This is a genomic window from Metabacillus sp. 22489 (assembly GCF_052044855.1).
Lineage (GTDB): Bacteria > Bacillota > Bacilli > Bacillales > Bacillaceae > Metabacillus > Metabacillus niabensis.
This window is the reverse complement of the sequence record NZ_JBQENT010000004.1, coordinates 45,572-69,319: the sequence shown is the minus strand read 5'-3', so window position 1 is coordinate 69,319 and position 23,748 is coordinate 45,572. Positions and strand designations below refer to the sequence as shown.

Genomic DNA, 23,748 nt, shown 5'->3' with positions numbered 1-23,748 from the left:
TTTATCGTCATAATAGGTGAAAATTAAGAATTGCTTAAAGATGGTATAGAAAAAGCAATAAAATCCACGTATAATAAAATTAAGAATAAACATTGAACGTATATAGAGGACTAGTAGGCGTCCCTTTTTGTTACAGAGAGTGAAGTTTAAAGCTGGAAGACTTCATACAATAAAGCCGCTGAACCTACCTCTTTTAGTCCTATGTAAACATAGGCGTTTCCCAGCGTTAATGGGTAAAGTGGGATGTTGGTAGCAACATCCAAGCAAGGTGGTACCACGGAAGCAGAGCTCCTTTCGTCCTTATTTATTAGGATGAAAGGAGCTTTTTTATATTAAGTTACATCCGTAGGTAAGAGAATGTTACGGAGGAGAAATAATCATGGAAAAGAAGCGGATCGTTGTCAAAATTGGCAGTAGCTCATTAACGAATGCGAAAGGACAAATTGACCAAGAAAAATTTTCTGATCATGTGCAGGCTGTAGCGATGCTTAGAGAAGCAGGACACGAGGTATTGCTCGTTTCATCAGGTGCAGTAGCTGCTGGCTTCGCTCGATTAGGCTATCCAACTAGACCAACAACTTTAAAAGGAAAGCAAGCTGCAGCTGCAGTTGGGCAAAGTTTACTTGTCCAATCTTATATAGACATGTTTGCTCAATATAACATTGTACCTGCGCAAATCTTGTTAACAAGGAATGACTTTTCGAAACAGGAGCGATACAAAAATGCATATGCGACAATATCGGAATTGCTGGAGCGTGGAATTTTACCGATAATAAATGAAAATGACACGGTTTCAGTTGAGGAGCTTACCTTTGGAGACAATGATATGCTTTCGGCACTCGTAAGTGGGTTAATCCACGCAGACCAGCTCATCATTCTAACAGATATTAATGGCTTGTATGATGAAAATCCACGAAAAAATCCGTTAGCAAAAAAAATTGACTACTTACCGGAAGTTACGGATGAAATGCTAAATGCCGCTGGTGGCTCAGGCTCAAAGGTAGGAACAGGTGGAATGAAATCAAAGCTGATGGCTGCTAAAACAGCGATATCATTAGGTGTTCAAGTGTTTATCGGATTAGGGAAGGGCAAGGAAAAGCTTCTTACGATTCTTCATGGTGATGGAGATGGAACATATATCGGGAAGGAAGGGCTATCTTCCATTAATAACAGTAGACAATGGATTGCATTTCATTCAGAGGTATCAGGTTGGATCTATGTTGATCAAGGAGCAGAGGAAGCGTTATTATACAAAGGAAAAAGCTTGCTTCCCGCTGGAATCTTCAATTTTACTGGAAGCTTTCAAAAAGGTGATGTCGTTGAAGTAATTGGCCCAAATGGAATTCTTGGAAAAGGTGAAGTGCTTTTCTCTGCAGAGGAATTACAAAAAATCATGGGGAAAAGAAGCGAAGAATTAAGTAAAGATGAGGTTTTATCATCGATCGTTGTTATTCATCGTAATAAATGGGTAAAAGCATAGAGGGAGGAGATCAAACATGAGTGAAGTATTAGAAAAAGGTAAAGCCGCGAAAAAAGCAAGTTTTGTAATGGTAGATATGTCAACGGAAGCAAAGAATGAAGCATTAGCTAAAATTGCAGAGCAATTACTTGTAGACAAGGAATTCATTATTCAAGAAAATCAAAAGGATCTTGAAGCAGGACGAAAAAATGGCTTATCAGAAAGTGTTCTTGATCGCATCATGCTTAATGAAAAACGGATTACAGATATGGCGGAGGCAATCCAGTTGTTAATCCAATTGAAGGATCCAGTAGGTGATACATTAGAAACGATAGAAAAGGAAAATGGCCTCCTTATTAAGAAAAATCGCGTGCCAATCGGAGTTATTGGGATGATTTATGAGGCAAGACCAAACGTAACGGTTGATGCTGCTACATTGACGTTAAAAACAGGAAATGCGGTCATTTTAAGAGGAAGCTCTTCTGCAAGCTTTTCAAACAAGGCATTAATGAAGTCTATCCATAAAGCACTAGAAGCTAGTCAGGTTCCTGTTGAGGCGATTCAATTAATTGAAGATACGAGCAGAGAAACAGCAAAGGATCTGTTTCATATGAAGGAATATCTGGATGTTTTAATTCCTCGCGGTGGAAAGAATTTAATTGACACTGTTGTAAGGGAAGCAACTGTTCCAGTACTTGAAACAGGAGCGGGGAATTGTCACGTATTTATTGACCAAACGGCAGATTATAAAATGGCCGAAAGCATTGTAATCAATGGCAAAACTCAGCGTCCATCGGTTTGTAATTCTATTGAATCACTATTAATTGAGGAAAACTGGTTTGCTCGCTATGGTAAGGAATTACTTGAAGCAATCCATGATCGTGATGTTGAAATATACGGTGATGAAGCTGTGAAAAGTCTATTTGGTGCAGCAAAACCTGCTACAGAAGAGGATTGGTACGCTGAGTATCTTGCTTTATCCATAAGTGTGAAGGTCGTAAAAACTGTTGATGAAGCAATCCAGCATATTAATAAATATGGTACAAATCATTCTGAAGCAATTATTACTGAAAATGAAGAGCATGCAAATAAGTTTTTAAATAAAGTTGATGCAGCTGCAGTTTATCATAATGCATCAACCCGTTTTACAGATGGTTCAGAGTTCGGATACGGAGCAGAGATCGGAATCAGTACCCAAAAGCTACATGCTAGAGGACCAATGGGATTAAATGCTTTAACATCAACGAAGTTTTTTGTTTATGGTAATGGGCAAATTCGTAATTAAATAGATAAATAGAGGGATTGTCTAAAAGAGCAAATGTCATCCCCACCAATCATAAAGCTATAAAAGGTTTGGTGGGGATTGACTAGCAGAGGAGGACAGCCCTTTTTTACATCTTAAAACTATCGTTTATAGTAACAGTTAGGAGGCTTTAAGACATTGGAGCATATCCGCTTTTATCCTCAAGGTGATCAAGCAATTACTGTTAGTTTTGGAGATGAAATCAATCAAGAGCTTCATGAGGAAATTATTAGCCTCACGAAGCTTTTGGATTTAGAGCCTTTTCCAGGAATGATTGAAGTCGTTCCGAGCTTTACAGCAGTAACGATTTACTACAGCCCTTTTGACGTGAAAAGGAAGTATTTGAACTTATCGATTTATGAAGACGTTGTCATGCAAATAAAGCAAAAGCTACAAAGCAAGAAGGTGTCGCGAAATGATCCACCTACAATAATAACAATCCCTGTTTGCTATGGTGGTGAATATGGACCAGATCTTACTGAAGTTGCGCGATACCATAAGCTTTCAGAGTCAGACGTAATCAGGCTTCATTCAAATCATGAATATGTTGTTTATATGGTCGGGTTTACACCAGGTTTTCCTTATTTAGGTGGCATGTCAGAGCGTCTTGCAACCCCGAGAAAACAAACGCCAAGAGTAGCGATCCCGGCAGGGAGTGTTGGGATTGGTGGAAGGCAGACAGGAATTTATCCTCTTGAAAGTCCTGGAGGCTGGCAAATCATTGGACGTACCCCGTTAAAGCTTTTTAATTATAACAGAAACGAACCAACCCTTTTAAAGGCAGGGGATATTGTTCGCTTTAAACCGATAACAGCTGAACAATATGATGAATGGGATGGTGAATGAACGTGAAGTTAAAGATTCTTGACCAAGGTTTGTTAACGACAGTTCAAGATTTAGGAAGAAATAAATTCCAACAATTTGGGGTTAGTGGTTCAGGTGTGATGGATGAAATGGCAGCAAGAATTGCCAATGTCCTAATAGGTAATAAAGAAAATGATGCTGTATTAGAATTAACGATAATTGGTCCAACCATTCAGTTTGAACATGGTTGTGTAATCGCAGTATGTGGTGCAGATCTGTCAGCAACAATTGATCATCAGCCAATTCCATTATGGAGACCTATTTATGTGAAAGAAGGTGCAATTCTTCGATTTGGACGGCCGATTCAAGGATGTAGAGTTTATTTAGCTGTTGCGGGAGGAATTGATGTTCCAATCGTTATGAATAGTCGTAGTACGTATAGTAGAGGAAGATTTGGAGGATATAAAGGACGTCCGCTGCAACGTGGGGATGTAATAAAATGCTCTCCTCATTATTCTAGCATGACAAATAAGCTACACAGTTATTTTAAAAGGAGAATCAATGCATCTTCATATATGACGGTAAACTGGACTATCCCATTTTTCTTCAGTTCATATGTAAACAACCATCATGAAATTAACTTTATAAAGGGGCCTCAATTTGCCCAGTTTACTAAAGAGGCAGTTGCCAAATTTGAATCTGCCTCCTATACAGTTTCGCCAAATTCCGATCGAATGGGCTACCGAATGCAAGGGCCTGCTTTACAGTTAGCTGCTCCACAAGATCTTTTATCAGAAGCTGTACCAAAAGGAACAATTCAAGTTCCAGAAGATGGTCAGCCAATTGTATTAATGTCTGATCGGCAAACGATTGGAGGGTACCCTAAAATCGGTTATGTTGCGACAATTTCTATGCCGTCATTAGCTCAAGTAATGCCAGGTGAAAAGCTTACATTTAAAAGAATATCAATAGAAACAGCGCAAAATGAATTAATCAAAAGAGAACGTGAATTTTTGCTTTTAAAAACGAGTCTCGCATTAAAAATAAGGGGGCTTTCTTATGCGAAAAATTGATCTTAATTGTGATATGGGAGAGAGTTTCGGGAGCTATTCATTTGGCGCCGATCATGAGCTCATCTCGTTTATTTCCTCAGCCAATATTGCCTGTGGGTTTCATGCAGGTGACCCGACAACGATGAAAAAAACAGTCAGACTTGCACTGGAGCATTCAGTGAAAATTGGTGCACACCCAGGGTTCGATGATATAAAGGGGTTTGGTCGCAGAACGATCTCGATAACACCTGAGGAGGCGTACGATATAGTTCTATATCAAATCGGAGCTCTTAATGGTTTCGTTACTGCTGAAGGTGGGAGGCTGCACCATGTTAAACCACATGGTGCACTCTACAACATGGCTGCAGTGAATAAAAAGTTAGCAGAAGCTATTGCGATGGCCATTTATAAAATAAACCGAGAGCTTATTTTGTATGGGCTATCTGGAAGTGAGCTAATTGCAGCTGGAGAAAAGTATGGCTTGAAAACAGCAAATGAAGTATTTGCAGACCGAACGTATCAAGCGGATGGTACTTTAACACCACGAAATGAAGAGGCTGCCTTAATCAACAATGAGACAACTGCTGTTGAACAGGTGTTAAAAATGATCAAAACAAATAAAGTGATGACAACAGGAGGGAAGGAAATCTCAATTCAGGCTGATACGATTTGTATTCATGGAGATAGTGAGCATGCGGTTCGGTTTGCTAAGAAAATCTATTATGCATTACAAGAGCATAAGATTAACATAAAGGCGGTTTAACAAAGCAGCTTATCTCAAACATTCGTATAATACTGAAAAAATAGATTGATAGTTAGGCATGGTGATACAGTGGAATTTATTACAGTATTAATCCCAATTTTCTTTATTTTTGGTATCGGATTTGTTGGTCAGAAGCTGATCGGATTTGATACAAAGCCATTATCGGTTATGGCGATTTATTTAATGTTGCCGTTTTTAGCCTTTCAAACGTTTTATGCAGCAGAGCTAACAATGGATTATGCAATCATGACGTTATATACAGTTGGCCTCGCTTTTTGTATCATCGTTTTCATTTACTTCATCGCCTTTATTAGAGGGTACTCGCTTAAACGCACATGCAGCATGATTTTAGCTTCTGCTTTCATGAATAATGGGAATTATGGAACACCGCTTATCTTTTTTGCTTTTGGTGAAGCAGGGTTACATTATGCCGTCATCATTATGGTCATTCAGCAATTATTAATGTGTACAGTTGGCGTATATTATGCTGCAAAAGGCTCACCTGAAGGCGGTGGCATGAAAAAGGCATTTAAGGAGGTTGTAAAAGTACCAATTGTATATGGTGCGATCCTAGGTATTACTTTTCAATTTTTACACATTCCAGTTAGTGGGTCGTTTATGGAAGCAATCGAAATGGTTGGAAATGCATCTATCCCAACGATTATGATTATTCTTGGAATGCAGCTTGCAAACATATCTGCAAAAAAAATCGAGATTGCACCTTTGTCACTGTCGTTAAGCTTACGATTATTACTATCTCCTGTCATTGCTTATGTCATTACGCTATTCCTCCCGATCGATGATTTACTAAAGCAAATTATGATTGTTTTATCGGCAATGCCAACTCCTGCAAATACTACAATGTATGCCTTGCAATATGATACAGAGCCGCAATTTGTTTCAACGGCAACTCTCTTTAGCACAGTATTAAGTTTAGTTACGTTACCTGTTGTGTTATATGTTTCAGGGGTACTGTATGGTTAGAGAGCGTTTCGTTTTTATTAGCTAAGCATAATGTAGTTAACCTCCTATTCTATAAGAAGGAGGTTTTTTTATATGCTCTTATTAAAGAAAGGAAATCGACAACAACGTTTCACAGAGCCAAATTTTATTAGAAATGAATCTATTTCATAATGGCTGAATCAACCAATAACATGACGTAATTGACCATGAATTTGCCCTCGGTTGCCTTTATGATATTAATAGGGAAATAGACAAATCAATGCTTTTAAAAGACGAAAAGGGGGGATAGCACTTGAAAATCATTATGATCTCACTTGATACATTAAGGGCAAAGCGTTTAGGCTGCTACGGGTATGAGTTATCAACAAGCCCATACATTGATCAGATTGCTAAACAAGGTGTCCTTTTTGAACAGGCCTTCGCCTCTGATATACCAACAGAGGTTGCGCATACTAGTATATTTACTGGCAAAGTAGGTCTTTCAACAGGTGTAGTATCACATGGTGCACAAACAACTTACTTACAAAAGGAATATGATTGGCTTCCAACAATTATGAGAAAGTCTGGTTTTACAACAGCAGCTGTCGATAATTTATATCATTTAAAGGAATGGTTTGCTAGAGGCTATCAATATTATATCAACACAATTGGGCAAACAAGATGGATTGATGGGAAAACAGTAAATGCATTGGCAAAGCCGTGGATTCGCGAGCATAAAGATGAGGATTTTTTTCTGTTCCTTCATTATTGGGATCCGCATACACCCTATTTACCACCTAAACAATATGTCCCGCAATTTTATCAACAAGGTCGGGATCCATATGACAAAGCAAATAAAAGTATGACACCTGCCTTTAATCATCCTGCATATCCATTTTTTAAGTATCACCATTTTGATTTGCTTGGAGATATTACTGACGCTAATTATGTAAGCGCTTTATATGATGCGGAAATTAGATATTTGGATGACATAATTAAAGAGTTAGATGATTTTCTCATACAGCAGGGGATTAAAGATGACACAATGCTTATATTATTTGGTGACCATGGTGAAAGTTTAACAGAACATGATATTTATTGGGATCATTGTGGGCTTTATGAGGCTACTGTCCATGTCCCGATCATTATTCGTTGGCCTGGAGTAGTAAAAGAAGGTTTAAGAATAAAACAGCTCGTCCAACACGTTGATTTAATGCCAACGATATTGGATGCATTGAATATTGAGCTCCCTAAAGGTATAGACGGTAAAAGTCTTTGGCCAATCATTGAAGGGAAAGCGAACAACGTTCATTCTGAAATTTATTTAAGTGAGTGTGCATGGCAAGCGTCAAGGGGAATCCGAACTGACCGATATAAATACATTGAAACATATGATCCAGGTCCTTTTACAAGACCAGCTTTTGAACTCTATGATCTATTAACTGATCCAAATGAAGAAACAAATCTTGCGGAGCTTTTACCAGATAAAATAGATAGCTTTAAAAGAAAATTAACAGCCTGGATACATTGTAAGCTTGGCGAGCGAGAGGATCCGATGAAATTGGTTCTAAGGGAAGAGGGATTACCTTTTAGAAAAAGAATAGAAAAGGTTTTATCACAATACGACTTAACCTGGGATGAGTGGAAGGCAAATCCACAGCGGGACAAAATTGATAAACATGTTAAAGAAAATCGTTTCTTACAAAAGTAGCTTCATAGAAACTTTTGGACATATTGTAAGCTTGAATTTATTCATGAAGTTTAAACTAATTGGGGGGATAAAAATGAAAGGCTTTAAGAAATTATCAATGCTTTCGCTTATCATCGTATTCATGATTTCAATGCTATCAGGTTGCATTGTACCGAGCACCTCACAAGAGAATGAAGAACAGTCTGAAGGGGAATTTAAAGGAACAATCAAAATGTATGCCGGAACGTATAGCCCAAATAGAATATTAAACGCTAATCAAAAGCCAGCGACTGTCATGAAGAAGCTTGCAGAGGAGTATGAAAAAGAAACAGGTATCAAAATTGAGTTTATTAAACCGCTGCCCGCTGATCAAGACTATATGACATGGGTTCGAACAAAGGCATCCGGTGGTCAACTTCCCGATATTATATGGAGTCAATGGTATGATGCAAATACTGCCTTAGCTAAAGGGACGTTAACAGACTTATCAAAGTATTTAGATGATCCAAATCCATATGTAGACAATAAACCTTGGAATGAGCTTCTAAATAAACAAATCATTTCAGATACAAAATCAGCTGATGGAAGCACGTATGTCATTAATGGAGATTATGTTGGGACGGCTACTTATTATAATGTAGAGGCGTTTGAAAAGGCAGGAATTGAGAAAACTCCTGAAACATGGTCTGAATTTATCGAAGCTGCCCAAAAGCTAAAGGATGCTGGATACATTCCGTTTGCATGGAATCTTGCTTCAACTCCAACAGGAACGGACCGTATCACATGGTTAACTCGTTTATTTTTCACAAACTTTTTTGCAGATGAGTATGATGAGCTTCGCTTTACAGGCAATGAGGGAATTACGAATCAGGATCAAGTTATTGCAATTAAAAAGGGGATATTTGGCTCGGAAAATGAAAAATGGATGGCGATTTGGCCAATTTTAAAGGACTTCTCCCAATATTGGCAGCCTGATTTTACTGGAGGAGACTCAAATGGACAAGGAACGATGCTTGCTTTTCTTACTGGTGAGGTTGGAATGTATTTTGATGGTTCATGGGCATCTCAGCAAATAAAATCAGCTGAACCAGACTTTGAATGGTCATCGTTTAAAAACCCATATCCAGATAAAGTGATTTCGGAATTTGCTACCGACTTTGATTCATCTGCTTCAATTGGCGGACCAAGTGCTTCCTTCCAATATGCAGTCCCTACTAAACAGGCGAATAATTCATTAACACCAGCAAAGGAAAAAGCAATTGTCGATTGGTTGATGTATTTAACAACACCAGACCATAATGAGGAAATTGTGAATGAGCTAGGCGAAAATGTTCCAACCGTTGCAGGTGCAGAACCGATAGAAGAGCTAAAAGCTTTATCAGATCTTACGAATCAGCCGTTACAAAGTGTATTTGGCGGGATCAATCTTGAAAACAAAGAGCTTGATGCGATTTATCGAGCCTTCCAAAGCTATATTTTAGGAGAAACGTCTCTAGAGGAATTTGCCAAGGTAGCTGATACGGAAATGGAAAAAACGGCTGATGCTTTAATTCAACAAAATAATTGGGATTTATCAGAATACTTGGATGAGTAAAAAACAGTGATGAATTAAAGAAGGTGACTCAAAAGGGTCTGACCCCCGTATGTAGTAAAGTAACCTTATCATTAGTCTAAAATATTGTGATTGCAGGGTTTGAACCTTTTTTTGAGCCACCCTCTTCTAGATGAAAGGAGATGTGCTTATGCCTGAAACAGTCCAACCTCTTGAAAGTGATAGAGCCATAAAAAGAAAAAAGCGAGGAAAGCTGCGTTATAACTGGAAATCTGGCTATGGAATGCTAATTCCTTCTTTTATTCTTTTAATTACATTCATGTATTATCCGGCATTAATTGCAATTGGGTTTTCTTTTACGAATTGGGATGGATTTAATCAACCGCAATTTACTGGGTTTCAAAATTATTTAACGCTATTCAAAGACAAGATTTTTTTAATATCAATGAAAAATGTTGGGATATGGACAGTTGTAAAAGTAATTGTTGAATTATTAATTCCGCTCATTGTCGCTGTTATGATTTTTCATTTAAAAAGTAAAAGAATGCAATATATTTACAGAGTGTTATTCGTCATTCCAGTTGTTGTGCCAGGAATTGTTATGTTTATGATTTGGAGCTTTATTTATGACCCTAATGTAGGTGTACTGAATACGTTACTTAAATCATTAGGTCTTGAAGGGCTGATCCAAAACTGGCTTGGAGATCCTCATATCGCCCTCTACGCGTTAATGTTTGTCGGATTTCCATTTGTTGTTCCATTTAATTTATTAATCTTTTATGCAGGATTACAATCTATTTCTGAAAGTGTATATGAATCTGCTAAGCTTGATGGGATTACAAGGGTAAGAAGATTTTTTCAAATTGAAATTCCATTGGTAATGGGGCAAGTGAAGCTAATTCTCATTTTAACCGTGATTCAATTGCTGCAAAATGTGACCTTGCCACTTGTTATGACAAATGGTGGTCCAGGTTATTCATCATATGTTCCAGGGCTATATATGTATTTCCTTGCTTTCCAGAACGGTGAATTTGGCTTAGGAATGGCTGTTTCAATGATTATCTTTGTGATTGTCCTTATTTTAACTTGGATTCAAATGAAATATATTAATCCAAGTACTGAATATAAAGCTTAGTTTAAAAAGAAAGGAGTTATAATATGCTAAAAACGATTAGGCAGGATTTGTGGAGCCATATTGTCCTTATTTTGCTGGCCTTTCTTGCATTGTATCCATTCTTCTATATGCTCATTACTTCGTTTAAAACAAATGGCCAATTTTATCGTAACTTTTTTGGCATTACGTTCCCTTTACATTTTGAAAATTATGCAACCGCCTGGGAGGCAATTGGAGAATATATCTTTAATTCAGTGTTTATTGGTATCGCCAGTGTCTTGATTATTATCGCAACATCTGCTTTAGCTGGTTACTCGTTTGCGAGATTAAGGTATAAGGGTAAGAATTTTCTTTATATGTCAGTCGTCGCATTGCTAATGATCCCAGGATTGCTAACGTTAATCCCATTATTTTTATTAATTAAAAGCTTTGGCTTGTTAGACTCATATATTGGATTAATTATTGCCTTTGCAGCAGGCGGTCAGGCATTTACTATATTTGTTTTTCGTCAATCATTTGCTTCATTACCCGAAGAGTTATTTGAGGCAGCACGTATTGATGGGTGTGGAGAGCTTCGTGTATTTTGGCAAATTGTTCTCCCGCTATCAAAGCCGATTATCGGAACGATGGCGATTTGGAATCTGCTGTCAATTTGGAATGAATATATGATGCCACTTGTGTTGATGAGTAATCCAGAAAAATTCCCAATTACAGTAGGGTTGATTCAGTTCGAAAGTCAATTCGTTTCACAAACATTATATGGTCCGATGTTTGCCGGCTACACTATTGCATCTTTACCACTGCTTATTCTTTTCTTATTTACAATGAGACTATTTATGAAGGGACTAACTTCAGGGGCAGTTAAAATATAACATGGGATGTTTTTTAAAATCCATTTTTTAAATCGACTTACAAAGCAAAAGTAAATAATATGGCGCTAAAAAGTGAAAATGGCTGAATCCACCATGAAAGTGGCAGAATGGGCGATGATGATAAGCGTGAATAAAGCTATGATTTAACTATCCTATGAAATAAGAAAAAGGGGGATGTGAATTGATAGGGAAAAGGACTTGGATTATACCAGATGGTTTTATGCAGCCGAAAAGTACTGGTAATCAAATCAGTCATGAAGCCGTCTGTGTCCTCAATTTAACAGACCAATTGGCAGAAATTCAATTAACCTTTTATTTTGAAGAACGCGAGCCAATGGAGCGTTTCTTTTCAGAATGTGGATCTGAAAGAACCCATCATATTCGCTTAGACAAACTGACCGATCAACAGGGGAAAGAGGTTCCAAGAGATGTGCCATATGCAATAAAAGTTGATAGTACAGTACCGATTATTGTTCAACATAGCAGATTAGATACTTCCCAAGAAGCACTTGCCTTATTTACAACAATGGGATTTCCAATTGAATAGAAATGAATGAAACGATAAAAAAGTGAGGGATGGATAAATGACGTTAAAAGTAGCGATTGTAGGTGTTGGAAATATAGGAAGCATTCACGCGTCTGTCTATAAGGAAAATCCGAATACAGATATCGTCGCAGTATGTGACATCGTAAAGGAAAAGGCTGACAGAGCAGCAGAAAAATTTGGTGGAGTTGCCTTTTACAGTGTAAGTGACATGCTTGCTAGTGGCTTAGCGCTCGATCTTGTAAGCGTATGCACAAAGGGGGAGGAAAATGGAGGAGAGCATTTTGCGCCAACGATGGAGCTATTAAATGCAGGGATTCCCGTCTTAGGTGAAAAGCCGATATCCAATAACATCGAGGAAGGCAAACAAATGGTTGAGCTGGCAAGCGAAAAGAAGATTCCATATGCAGTAAATCTAAATCATCGCTTTACACCTGCAGCGGAAAAGGCAAAGGCTTGGGTGGAAAGTGGCCGTCTTGGTAAGCTTCACATGATTAATATGAGGATGTGGATTAACAACCCAATTGAAACCTCACCATGGTTCCATTTGCGTGCGTTACACCCACATTCCTTTGATGTCATTCGATACTTTTGTGGTGATGTAAAGCGGGTAGGAGCTTTTATGATGAAAGGGGAAGGACGAAAGATTTGGTCAAATGCACAAATAATTCTTGAATTTGAAAATGGTGCAATCGGAAATCTGGTAGGCAGTTATGATGCAGGTGCCAGCTATGGATTAGAGCTTTGTGAAGTTGTCGGTTCAAAGGGAAGATTTGTACTAGAGGATGCATGTGAACAATTAACTTTTTACCCAAGAGCAAGCATCGAAACAGAAAGCTATCGTTATCTTGGCGGGATGAGAGCATTCCCTGAAACATTTAAAAGCCGAATTCATGCATTTATCGACCAATTAGTTACAGGTGCTTCCTATGATGAAATTGACGGATCAGGAGAGGATGCGCTTAAAGCTCAATTTATTATTGAAGCAGCTATTAAGTCATTTGAAACAGGAACGATTGTAAATGTAAAAGATGTAGAGCTTATTGCGGGAGGGGTTAAATGATGAAGCTTGGTGTAAACTCTGTATTGTTTAAAGATTTTGATTTTGCAACTGCGGCAAGACAAATCGCTTTATCTGGGTATGACGGAGTTGAAATATCAGCTATTAAAGGAATGTGTGAGCATTTAGAATTAGATCGCTGGAAGGAACAAGCTGATGACATACGTTCAATTGCTACGGAAAATCGTCTTGAAATTTTATCGATGGAAGTAGCATCACTTGATGAGGAAAGGCTAATAAAGGCATTTGAAGCAGGGGCAGAGCTTGGAATACCTATTATAAATGTGGGGCCTGGCGGGAAATCAGGAGTAGAGGGAGATCTTCAACAATCAATTGATACCCTTAATCGTTTAACAAAAATCGCAGAGACATATGGTGTAACACTTTGTGTAAAAGCTCATGTAGGAAATGCAATTTATAATACACCGACAACTTTGCAGGCAATGCGGGAAATTTCCTCTCCTGCGTTTGGGATAGATATGGATCCGAGCCATATTTATCGAGGAAATGAAAACCCTGAAGAAGAGATAACAAGAGTAATAGAAAGAGTGAAGCATATTCATATAAGAGATTGCAAAGGGAGAACAAAGGGGCCTGGCGAAATACAGAACCAAGCCTGTGGACGTGGGGATATAAATCTATTTGGGTATTGTAAAGCGTTGGTTGATGCCAATTATTCAGGACCTGTTGTTTTAGAGGTCATCGGAGCGAATCAGCATTCACTAGCAGATGTATCAATTGTCGCTGCTGAAAGCTATGGCTATCTTAATGCTTGTTTAAAAATATTAGGTGCAAGAGAAGAAAATTTTGCTGAGAAAGGATAATAAATGATGACGAAAAAACCGAATGTCATTCTTTTTGGAATTGATAGTTTAAGAAGAGATCGGATGAGCTCTTATGGGTATAGCCGCTTAACGACACCACATATTGATAAATTTGCTGAAGAGGGAGTTCTTTTTGAAAATCATTTCAGCCCAAGCATACCGACGACACCGGGATATGCTTCGATGCTAACAGGGATGGACTGCTTTGGGACAGATGTTGTCGCACTTCGACATAACGGACCGTTAGGAGAACATGTAAAAACACTCCCAGAGCTCCTCGGTGAACATGGATACAATACAACTTGTGTAGGCTTTACAGGAAATCCTTCATCACGAGGCTTTCAACAATATTTAGATTATGAAGCGTGGCAGCCTGATGAAACAGGGTGTTGTCCAAAAGCCGAAAATTTAAATGAGGTAACAATTCCTGAATTAAAACGACTTGCTGAGGAAGAAAAACCATTTTTCTTATTTTTAAGACATATGGATCCACATTCACCATATTTACCTCCTAAGCCATATGAGAGAATCTTCTATGGCGGTGATGAGTGCGATCCAGCAAATGAATCATTAAATGAGATGAAAAAATTTAAACCATTTGCTGACTTTTTAACATCATGGATTCCGGAAGGCTGTACAGATTCTGAGTATGTCGATGCCCAATATGATGGGGCAATTGCTTATATGGATGCATGTATACAAAATGTATTAACAGCTGTGAAATCACTCGGTATTGAGGACGAAACTATTATCGTCATTACCTCTGATCATGGAGAAACATTAAATGAACATCAATGCTGGTATGATCATCATAGTTTATATGAGCATAATTTAGTTGTTCCATTGATAATCAAATATCCTAATAAATTGCCTAAAGGGAAAAGAATTTCTGACATTACATTAATAAAGGATATAATGCCGACGATATTAGAGCTTCTTGAAATTAAAGCAAATATATCCTTTGATGGTCGAAATCTTATGCCGCTCATAGCAGGAAAGCCTCAAGAATTTCAGCAGGAATCAGATTTTTATATTACCGAATGCACATGGATGAGAAAGCATGGCTGGCGTACTCCTGAGTGGAAACTAATTCGAGCACTTGAGCCGGATTTTCATTTTAAACCTGAAATTGAATTGTACAATTTAATAAAGGATCCGGAGGAATTAAATAATCTTGCAGATAGTGAACCACAAATTGTTAATTTATTATTAGGTAGAATGGATGCTTATATCGCCAAACGTGAACGCGAAACAGGAAGAGTAAATCCAATGTATACGAATTTGCATTGGCACGGTCTTGAACGTGGACCATTTAGGTCATCACAGGAAGCATATGATTCGATGTATATAGGATCAATTCATACTGCACAGCAACTTCAAGAAAAGGAATAAGCTAGGATCTGCAGAATAAATAGAAAGTAATCTAAACTTAAATGCTTCGGTGATTTCTTAAATCCGAAGCATTTCGTCTAATAAAGAGGTGATGAAATTGTTAAAAGCAGTGGTTGTCGGTGTGAATCATATCGGGAAAATTCATTGTCGTTATTATCAAGAGCACAAAGATGTCCAATTAGTAGCAGTCTGTGATTTAAATGAATCTTTAGTAAAAACAGTGGCAAACGAGTTTAAAGTGAACGCTTATACAGATTTAAAAACAATGATAGCGAATGAACAAATTGACATAATTAGCATCGCGACAGGCGGTAAGGAAAATGGATCCCATCACTACGAACCAACGATGACAGCGATTGAAGCAGGTTTAAATGTATTAGTTGAGAAGCCGTTGTCAAATAGCTTACAAGAAGCGCGGGAAATGGTCGATTTTGCCCGGAATAATCATGTCAGGCTAGCCTGTAATCTAAACCACCGCTTTGTCCCGATCGCTTATCACGCGAAGAACTTAGTCGATAGCAGTCAGGTCGGAACATTGCTTTTCGTCAATATGAAGTTAACGATAGGAAACCCAAATGAATCAAGTCCATGGATTCACTTAAGAGCCCTTCATCCGCATTCAATCGATGTAATGAGGTATTTTGCAGGAGATATTCGCCGTGTTCAAGCTTTTATGACGAAGGCACCTGGACGAACGGTATGGTCAACAGCGTCGATTAATTTAGAATTCGAGTCCGGAGCTGTTGGTCATTTAACAGGTAGCTATGATATGGATAACAATCATCCAATTGAATATTGTGAGGTTGCAGGAAACAAAGGAAGGTTCGTTATTGATAATGTTTATGAAAATCTTACGTTTTATCCACATAAAAGCTCTGAAATTAAGGTTGTTCGAAACTCAGTTTTAACTGGGATGAACGGGTTCAATGAAACGTTTAAAAACCGAATTGATACGTTTATTAATGAAATTTTACATTCCGTCCCACCAGAGCAAATTTCAGGTTCAGGTATCGATGCCTTGGCAGCGCAGACTGTGATTGAAGCAGCAATCCGTTCTCAAATGGAGAATGGGGCAGTAATTGAGGTGACAAAATGAATAGGTAAAAATGTAAACCCTTACAAGTAGATGGTATGAATGTTTGAATTCCTAGAGAAGCTTTACGTATCTATCTTTTATCTAGGGGAGGAAAGGAAATGGAGACAACAAAGTATCATTGTAGTGATTATATGAAAACAAAAGAATTTCCATTTTGGATTCAACGATTTCATCACGATTCTTCAAATCTTCCACCTGAACATTCACATGAGTTCGTCGAATTGGTTTATGTTGTGAAAGGTCATGCAAATCACATATTTGAAGGCCAATCTTATACAATTAAAACGAATGATGTATTTATCATTAATCCAGGAGAAGTACACACTTTTCAAATTGAGAAGAACCAAACGATCGAAATCATAAATTGTTTATTTCTCCCTTCAATTATTAAAGATTCCTTGTTAAAGGAATTAGGTGTCTCCCAATCAATGGACTATTTTTATATTCATCCCTTTTTAGATAAGAACGAGAGGTTTCATCATTTGTTAAATCTAGATGGGAATTATTCAATTCGGTTTTTACACTTACTAGAGGGGATGATGTATGAATGTATGAAGGAAAATTCATGCTTCTCAACGTTAATTCGCCTGCAGCTCGTTGAATTACTAATTTTATTATCAAGAATTTACAATGAACGAAATTCCCGTACGGTAAGGTCGCAAATGATCGCGAATGATAGTCAGATTTTAATTCAAAGAATATGTGGGTATTTATCAAGAAACTATGATCAAAAAATCTCCATTCAAAATCTTTGTCATTTATTTAATATAAGCTCACGCCATCTAAACAGATTGTTTAAGCAGGAAACAGGCTACACAATTGTTGAAATGGTTCATAAAATAAGAATTGAAAAGGCGAAGCAATTTTTAATCGAATCAAACGACAAAGTCATAAATGTTGCATTAAAGGTCGGTTATGATGATCCTGCTTTTTTTAGTAAGCTATTTCGCAGGGTTGTAGGATGTCCTCCTGGAAAATATAAAGAAACTAAACTGGTTCATTCTAAATAGGATCCGATACATAGAGGGGTAAAATTGGTTATTAATTTTACAAAGGGCTAGACTTATAAAAAACATTGGTCGTTCTCTTTTGGAGTACCTACAACGATAAAAACACGTAATAAAGCAAGGCAATTCGCACTTGCTTTTATTATGTAATATGAAAGTGTAAGTAAAATGACAAATTAAATAGCAATTTACAATCAAAATTTTACATTGGTCATTCATTTACTATCTTTATTGGATAAAATATACAAACGATATTACAGAACTGTTTTCAAGAAATAACTAATATTACAAATGAAACAACAAGTCCGAACCCTGTTGTAGCGGAGTAGGATTATAGCGTATAATATAAATGACAAAATAAGTAAAATAATAGATAAAAAATTTTCTAAAGGAATTAGAGGATTTTCGAAATGAAAAAGCATTTTTTTACAGTTAAAGATGTTGTACGGATAACAGGTGTCACTGCTAGAACATTACATTTTTACGATAAAATAGATTTATTAAAACCAATTCGCATGTCTAATAATGGTTATCGAGCATATAGCAGAGAAGATTTGGAAAGCCTTCGGACGATTTTATTTTTAAAAGAAATGGGTATTTCTTTAAAAGAAATAACCGATATTATGCAGCTATCAAAGCAAGAACAACTACAAATTTTAGAAATGCATTATGAAACACTGCTTGCAAAACAACAACGCTTAGGTGCAATTATTAGTGCATTAGAGGAGTATGTATCAGGAAAAGATATATTTAAATTGAATATCTTTAATAACTCGTCAATTTTGCCAATTCAAGAACAATATAGCCGTGAAGCCAAAATGATATATGGTGAAACAGAGAAATACAAAGAGTATGAGAAGAATATAGAAAAGCTATCTGATAAGGAAAAAGAAAATTTATATTATGAATTTGCAAACAATATGGAAAAAGTATTTAAAAGATTAGCAGAACAAATCGATAAACATCCTTCTTCTAAGGATATACAGAAACTAATAGTAGAATGGAAAAGTTACCTAGAACAAACTATGACTTGTGATACAGAAATTTTGAAATGTATTGCTAATACCTATAAATTTGATAACAGATGGAACAACTATATCAACCAATTCAGTGATGAAGATTTGTGTGAATTTGTTTATCAGGCAATTATGTATTATTGTAAAACTAGTAGGTTGTAATAAAGCATGCTGCACAATTAGCATGCTTTATTATATTAATTTAATTTTCAAAATAGCCGGATGCCTTCATGATTTCATCGCCATCTAAAATTGTAGCCTTTTCTATTGAAATACCAGTCTTTCTAAGATATCCCTGAACTGCATGGTATCCTACAGCATAGCCTCCACAGAAAGGCATTCCAAAATCTTGAGTCTCGGGCATCATTGGGTGCTTTCCATATATATATTTACGAACTTCCATAAAGCCTCTGACGTCGAGTGACTTTGAAATTATTCCTCTTGCGGTTTCCAAATCCGCTCCTTGTACACCCGTTACCCAGGGGCCAATATATTCCTCGCCAAACATACTAGCTGCAAAGCTTTCAGCTAAGCCTTCAACAGCAAGGTATTTTCCAACTGTTACATCTGTCATAAAATCCCATTCCGCATTATGGAAAAGCACATTGTGATGAAACTCATGAGCTATACATGCATTCAGCTTTGGCAGATTTTTTTCGTTCGGATCTATCATTATTAAGATATATCCAGGTATAGACCCCATACCAGTGTAACCTTCAAACATTGCTAAGAATTCTGGGTTTCCTAAGAAGATGCCTACAACAACTTTTTCCGGTAATGGAATGCATGCTTTTTCAAAGCGAGCTGCTGCAGCTTCAATGGTCCTCTTTGCATTATTCCGTGCATCAGTCTTTTCAAGCTTTTCTAACATTTCTATCATCTTGGAGTCGCGGCCAGAAAGTTGTATACACCCCATTGCTTCAGGTGTCTTAGGCATGTGCATTATTTCAAACATTCTATTAAAAGGTTTTAGTAATACTCCGCTAAAAAATTCACTTCTCTCCCCTTCTTGCAAATTAAGCATTTCTTTATATAAATCTAATGTATCTTGTATAATTATTTCCATTAAAATCATCTCCTTATTATTCAATTGAAATTATGAAATCACTTGGAACAATTTCAATTCTAGGCTATGACGTAACGTCAATGTCAACAAGATAATTATTTATAATTGCATTTGAAAAGTAATTTTGTTTTTCCATTTTCTAAAATGAGGGAGTTTTCCTCTCAAAACCCTCCAAATTTAGATACGAAAGATAAATCCGCTAAATACCATTCCGAGATTGATTAAAAAATGCCAAATGATACTAGGAATTAGACTTTTTGAGCGCATCACAATACCCGCGAAGAAAATGCCGCCAAATGAAAAGAGGATAGATGGGATTAACGGGATGCCGATTGAAATATGCTGCAAGCCAAAGCCGATGCTTGTGATAATCAATGCAAAATAATCATCGACGCTATCTTTAAGCTGTGATAGCAAATACCCTCGCCAAATAATTTCCTCGAGAATCGCATTTATAAGTGAAAATCCAATTGCAAACAATAGAAGTCCTTTTAAAGTATTAAAATCATGCTTAATAATAAAAGGGATAAACACAATGGAATTTATTAGCATTGCCATGATGAGAAAGTACTTTATTTGTAGGCTGTGAAAGCCACTCCATATAAAAGGGAAATAAATCGTTGCATGCCAATCCGGCTTATGCAAATAGTGAAACCGATGCTTGAAAAATCGTGAGTTAATCATCAAGCAAAAGATGATGAACAGTAATAAAATTCGATTAAAAAGGATTCTTGCTTCATCACCATCAAGTAATTGTGTAAGCAACAAGGCTGCAGCTCTATAAAGGAGAAATCCAATCAAAAAAGCTGAAACGGTCGCAATTAGTTTTCGGTTCCCTTTTTTAAGATAGATGAAAATCATCATTAGGGAAAGTGGAACTATCCCCCAAAAGAATGAGTAGGAGATACACAGAATACCTACTAAAAAAACTAGCCCTAATAAAAGATTTGCTTTATCTGTAAATTTATACATTCCCATCATGTTCTCGTCATATAAAGTACATATGTAGAACGATCTTCATCTATTTCAGCAGATACTTTTTCGTATTCCTTATCATCGATCCATAAATAATCATTGCCAATAAGGGATAAAGCTTCTTCATGGGAATATAAATCATATGTATAAAGGAGTGGTGATTCCTTGTATTCTTGGTATTCTCTTACTTCTAATGTTACGTGAGAATACGTTTTTGCATCTGAAAATGAATATTCATCAGTCTCTTCCTCTACATAAATAACATAGTATTCATCCTCAAGACTTGATGATGTTTTGTGGTAGACGATATTATTTTTTATAAAATAATCACATAATCGTCTACAGAATATTTCAGATGGGTCTGTAAAATCGTAATGATATAAAGCTGGGTAGCCCTTCATCTCATCATTTAAGCGGTACTCTAATTTATAATTTTTTTTCATAATATCCTCCAAGGTTATATGTATAATTTACTTTCTGATAGGCCTTCTTAACTATTTATTGTAAATCTCTCTTTATTAAAAACGGTAAAAACGAACAAGTGATGATAGGTCGTATGGGTTCATGATGATAATAGGTCTTATCGACCATATGTGGAAAACTAATCCACATATGGAAGTTTCACTATATTTCTACTATACTACGTTTATGATGATTTTTGAGGCAGAATTTTTGAAGTGTAAATGTTTGTGTCTAGCTATGTCACTAAAGCAAAGTGTTTTCGCAGCTTTTTTTATGTTTGTCGTTTACGATGAGTATCGCAACGCTCCAAAAGGTGAGGAACGATAGAAATTACTTCTGCGTTTTACGGTGGATAATCTTGTATCTCTTTAAAAGGGCTATGCATACATATCTACTTGTTACAATAATGTGTGTTGGTAAGGAGGCAGATTGATTGAATAAGACTAATTTTTTAATTTCAGGTATACTTGCTGCTACAGTGATGACAACTGGTTGTCAGGATAAGGATTTACCACCACCTCCAGATGACAATGATTGTGATGACTGGGAATGGGAAGCAGATGAAGGTGTTTGGGAATGTGATGATGATACTTCCTCCCACTATGGACACTATTATTATGGCGGAAAATATTATTCCTCTAAAAGCAGCTTAACATCAAGCTCCTCGTATAAAAACTATAAGACTAGCAGCTCCTTTAAAGGAGGAAAATCTGGCTTTGGTTCTGGATCGAGTGGGGGCTTTGGTGGCTAATGTTGCAGTCAGTGTCGATAGAAGAGCATCGGAGGAAGCGGCAAGAAGTTTATAGCAAACTCGATTCCTTCTGGCATGATTTACATGATAGTGAATATGGGTTATTTGACATTGCTTTATTGGAAAAATCGGAAATTGAGGAAATCCGTTTAGTAACGAAAAGAGTCGGTCGGATTTTTTTTAAGGTAGGTCAATTGCTAAGAAATGTTCCTGACGAATTATTACTTCAATTAGATATTCCAAAAGATATCTTACCATTTATTCGTCATCGGGCATTACCGGTAGAAACAGTTATAGCGAGAGTTGATTTGGTGCAAACAAAACATGGTTTCAAATTGCTTGAAATAAATAGTGATACACCAACATTTGAAAAGGAAGTTTTCTATGCCAATGGGAAGTTATGTCAGGCTTTTCAAGCAGAGGATCCTAATGACGGTTTAGTTGCAAAGCTTGGCATAGAAATGCGAAAGGCGTTAGCAGAAGTTCTTCATGTTGCGAAAATAAAAAAAGAACCACATATTGTCTTTACATCTCACGATGACCATGAGGAAGACAAGTTTACGACAAAGTTTTTAATGGATGTAGCAAATGTCAAAGCAAAGTATGTCCCATTACATAAGCTAACGATCATTAGAAATGAAGGATTGTATGATGATGAAGGGAAGCGAATTGATGTCCTTTATCGGCAAACATATCCTTTAGAGCATTTAATTGAAGATGTGACAGCAGATGCAACTGAAAAAATTGGCCTCCAATTATTAGAATTAGTGATTTCAAACAAACTTCAAATGTTAAATCCTATCTCAGCGTTTCTTTTACAATCAAAGGCGATCCAAGCATTGATTTGGGGGATGATGGAAGCGAATCACCCGCTATTTACAGATGAAGAAAAACAGTGGATTACCGCTTATTTTTTGCCGACCTATCTAGAGCCTGATCCCTTCCTGCAAAACGGTAAGAAATATGTACAAAAACCGAGCTTTGGTCGAGAGGGAGATACAGTGTCCATTTTGCAAGGGAATAGGAAGCTAATGGAAGATGTTCATAAAACATATGAAACTTCCTTACCCGTTTTTCAAGAATACATTGATTTGCCATCTAAAGAGATATATACGATACATGGGAAAGAAGAAGCGAAAATATTAATCGGTAGTTTCTTAATAAATGGTGAGCCTTGTGGCATTGGTTTAAGAGCAGGCGGGCAAATTACAGATAATAATGCATATTTTTTACCAATAGGATTAAAATTGGAAAGGAACTGAGTATATGACATTTTTAAATTTATTTTTGTCGACGATTTCGTATATTGGCTTAGCATGTTTGCTATTATTCATTGGTATCATTTTATTTGAGGTTACGACGAAAAACAAAGAGTTTGAATTGATTAAAAATGGAAATAAAGCAGCAGTATATGCTTTTGGTGGAAGAATTTTAGGTCTAGCAATCGTTCTATATTCATCCATTTCCAATTCTATAAATCTCTATGATATGGTTATCTGGGGCGCCATTGCGATCGTTATTCAAATTGTCTTATTTTATTTAGCGGAATTATTAACTCCGAAGTTTAATATTACGAAAGCGATCGATGAGGACAATCAAGCAGTTGGATTATTCCTTCTGTTCCTCTCAATTGCGATTGGATTAGTTATTGCTGCATCACTTACGTATTAATTTATTTCTAATAATTTCATAGAATATGAGTGGATATGAAGGGTGACTCAAAAGGGTCTGCCCCCTCTAACAAACACTAATATATAGTAAACTAACCACATCATTAGTCTATATATATTGTTTGAGGGGTCTGAACTTTGCTTTTGAGTCATCCTTTTTTTCTGTGGAGAAAACAGTTCAATAACGTGAAAAATCACGAATTTAGTCGATGTTTACGAAACCGGTTTATTTATTTTTGTAAATACTGGTTGATTTTTCTGAAATACGAGGATATAATTTGTATTGAAAACGGTTACCCTTCCATTTTAGAGTGGAAACTTCCATCGTAAATGG

Annotated in this window: 23 protein-coding genes and 1 other annotated feature; of the genes, 20 read left to right on the top strand and 3 right to left on the bottom strand. The window is 36.7% G+C overall.

Annotated features, from left to right (window positions below; all coding sequences use genetic code 11):
* Nucleotides 1-91: 91 nt before the first annotated feature.
* Nucleotides 92-305: a binding site (T-box leader), on the top strand.
* 74 nt (nt 306-379) lie between these two features.
* The 17 genes from proB to ACTJJ9_RS03585 all read left to right on the top strand — a co-directional run bounded on the left by proB (nt 380) and on the right by ACTJJ9_RS03585 (nt 18,652).
* The gene (gene proB / locus ACTJJ9_RS03665) at nt 380-1,480 is read left to right on the top strand and encodes a glutamate 5-kinase (protein ID WP_145583964.1); all 1,101 of its coding nucleotides are present in this window, start codon (nt 380-382) and stop codon (nt 1,478-1,480) included.
* A gap of 16 nt (nt 1,481-1,496) precedes the next feature.
* The gene (locus ACTJJ9_RS03660; protein WP_440768467.1) at nt 1,497-2,744 is read left to right on the top strand and encodes a glutamate-5-semialdehyde dehydrogenase; all 1,248 of its coding nucleotides are present in this window, start codon (nt 1,497-1,499) and stop codon (nt 2,742-2,744) included.
* Nucleotides 2,745-2,900: 156 nt separating this feature from the next.
* Nucleotides 2,901-3,608, top strand: a complete 708-nt coding sequence (pxpB, locus tag ACTJJ9_RS03655; protein ID WP_440768466.1) for a 5-oxoprolinase subunit PxpB — start codon at nt 2,901-2,903, stop codon at nt 3,606-3,608.
* A gap of 2 nt (nt 3,609-3,610) precedes the next feature.
* Entirely contained in the window at nt 3,611-4,639 is a 1,029-nt protein-coding gene (locus ACTJJ9_RS03650; RefSeq protein ID WP_440768465.1) for a biotin-dependent carboxyltransferase family protein, read from the top strand.
* Entirely contained in the window at nt 4,626-5,381 is a 756-nt protein-coding gene (locus ACTJJ9_RS03645) for a 5-oxoprolinase subunit PxpA (RefSeq protein ID WP_440768464.1), read from the top strand. The genes ACTJJ9_RS03650 and ACTJJ9_RS03645 overlap by 14 nt, the downstream gene beginning before the upstream one ends.
* Nucleotides 5,382-5,450: 69 nt before the next feature.
* Nucleotides 5,451-6,365 (top strand): AEC family transporter, encoded by a 915-nt coding sequence (locus ACTJJ9_RS03640; RefSeq protein WP_440768463.1) that lies wholly within the window; start codon nt 5,451-5,453, stop codon nt 6,363-6,365.
* A gap of 271 nt (nt 6,366-6,636) precedes the next feature.
* Nucleotides 6,637-8,034: a sulfatase gene (locus ACTJJ9_RS03635; RefSeq protein WP_440768462.1), complete on the top strand. Its 1,398-nt coding sequence runs from the start codon at nt 6,637-6,639 to the stop codon at nt 8,032-8,034.
* 73 nt (nt 8,035-8,107) lie between these two features.
* Nucleotides 8,108-9,607 carry an ABC transporter substrate-binding protein gene (locus ACTJJ9_RS03630; RefSeq protein WP_174880975.1) on the top strand — a complete coding sequence of 500 codons (1,500 nt, stop codon included), beginning with the start codon at nt 8,108-8,110 and terminating at the stop codon, nt 9,605-9,607.
* A 148-nt stretch (nt 9,608-9,755) separates the two neighbouring features.
* A complete protein-coding gene (locus tag ACTJJ9_RS03625; protein ID WP_440768461.1) occupies nt 9,756-10,700 on the top strand; it encodes a carbohydrate ABC transporter permease in 945 nt (314 codons plus the stop codon).
* Between the two features lie 23 nt (nt 10,701-10,723).
* Nucleotides 10,724-11,551 carry a carbohydrate ABC transporter permease gene (locus ACTJJ9_RS03620; protein ID WP_095298625.1) on the top strand — a complete coding sequence of 276 codons (828 nt, stop codon included), beginning with the start codon at nt 10,724-10,726 and terminating at the stop codon, nt 11,549-11,551.
* A gap of 181 nt (nt 11,552-11,732) precedes the next feature.
* Nucleotides 11,733-12,098 carry a sensory rhodopsin transducer gene (locus ACTJJ9_RS03615; protein WP_440768460.1) on the top strand — a complete coding sequence of 122 codons (366 nt, stop codon included), beginning with the start codon at nt 11,733-11,735 and terminating at the stop codon, nt 12,096-12,098.
* Nucleotides 12,099-12,135: 37 nt separating this feature from the next.
* Nucleotides 12,136-13,158, top strand: a complete 1,023-nt coding sequence (locus ACTJJ9_RS03610; protein ID WP_440768459.1) for a Gfo/Idh/MocA family protein — start codon at nt 12,136-12,138, stop codon at nt 13,156-13,158.
* Nucleotides 13,155-13,979, top strand: a complete 825-nt coding sequence (locus tag ACTJJ9_RS03605) for a sugar phosphate isomerase/epimerase family protein (RefSeq protein WP_095298631.1) — start codon at nt 13,155-13,157, stop codon at nt 13,977-13,979. Before ACTJJ9_RS03610 ends, ACTJJ9_RS03605 begins: the two co-directional genes overlap by 4 nt.
* A 6-nt stretch (nt 13,980-13,985) precedes the next feature.
* Nucleotides 13,986-15,371, top strand: a complete 1,386-nt coding sequence (locus ACTJJ9_RS03600) for a sulfatase family protein (RefSeq protein ID WP_440768458.1) — start codon at nt 13,986-13,988, stop codon at nt 15,369-15,371.
* Nucleotides 15,372-15,468: 97 nt separating this feature from the next.
* Nucleotides 15,469-16,467, top strand: coding sequence for a Gfo/Idh/MocA family protein (locus tag ACTJJ9_RS03595; protein WP_440768457.1), 999 nt, complete (start codon nt 15,469-15,471; stop codon nt 16,465-16,467).
* Nucleotides 16,468-16,565: 98 nt separating this feature from the next.
* A complete protein-coding gene (locus ACTJJ9_RS03590; protein ID WP_095298637.1) occupies nt 16,566-17,477 on the top strand; it encodes an AraC family transcriptional regulator in 912 nt (303 codons plus the stop codon).
* 407 nt (nt 17,478-17,884) lie between these two features.
* Nucleotides 17,885-18,652 (top strand): MerR family transcriptional regulator, encoded by a 768-nt coding sequence (locus tag ACTJJ9_RS03585; protein WP_440768456.1) that lies wholly within the window; start codon nt 17,885-17,887, stop codon nt 18,650-18,652.
* A gap of 40 nt (nt 18,653-18,692) precedes the next feature.
* Here ACTJJ9_RS03585 and ACTJJ9_RS03580 read toward each other — a convergent pair whose 3' ends face one another.
* From ACTJJ9_RS03580 to ACTJJ9_RS03570, 3 genes are all read right to left on the bottom strand, one after another.
* Complete coding sequence (locus ACTJJ9_RS03580; RefSeq protein ID WP_440768455.1) at nt 18,693-19,556, bottom strand: DUF2268 domain-containing protein; 864 nt, start codon at nt 19,554-19,556, stop codon at nt 18,693-18,695.
* Nucleotides 19,557-19,733: 177 nt separating this feature from the next.
* Nucleotides 19,734-20,528 carry a lysostaphin resistance A-like protein gene (locus ACTJJ9_RS03575; protein ID WP_440768454.1) on the bottom strand — a complete coding sequence of 265 codons (795 nt, stop codon included), beginning with the start codon at nt 20,526-20,528 and terminating at the stop codon, nt 19,734-19,736.
* 5 nt (nt 20,529-20,533) lie between these two features.
* Nucleotides 20,534-20,974, bottom strand: a complete 441-nt coding sequence (locus tag ACTJJ9_RS03570; RefSeq protein ID WP_095298645.1) for a hypothetical protein — start codon at nt 20,972-20,974, stop codon at nt 20,534-20,536.
* 452 nt (nt 20,975-21,426) lie between these two features.
* Here ACTJJ9_RS03570 and ACTJJ9_RS03565 point away from each other — a divergent pair, with 452 nt between their 5' ends.
* From ACTJJ9_RS03565 to ACTJJ9_RS03555, 3 genes are read left to right on the top strand one after another with little or no spacing between them, the layout of a single operon-like run.
* Nucleotides 21,427-21,744 (top strand): hypothetical protein, encoded by a 318-nt coding sequence (locus ACTJJ9_RS03565; protein WP_095298649.1) that lies wholly within the window; start codon nt 21,427-21,429, stop codon nt 21,742-21,744.
* Nucleotides 21,744-23,006 carry a glutathionylspermidine synthase family protein gene (locus ACTJJ9_RS03560; protein ID WP_440768453.1) on the top strand — a complete coding sequence of 421 codons (1,263 nt, stop codon included), beginning with the start codon at nt 21,744-21,746 and terminating at the stop codon, nt 23,004-23,006. The genes ACTJJ9_RS03565 and ACTJJ9_RS03560 overlap by 1 nt, the downstream gene beginning before the upstream one ends.
* A 4-nt stretch (nt 23,007-23,010) precedes the next feature.
* Nucleotides 23,011-23,415 (top strand): DUF350 domain-containing protein, encoded by a 405-nt coding sequence (locus ACTJJ9_RS03555; RefSeq protein ID WP_145583927.1) that lies wholly within the window; start codon nt 23,011-23,013, stop codon nt 23,413-23,415.
* Nucleotides 23,416-23,748: the final 333 nt, after the last annotated feature.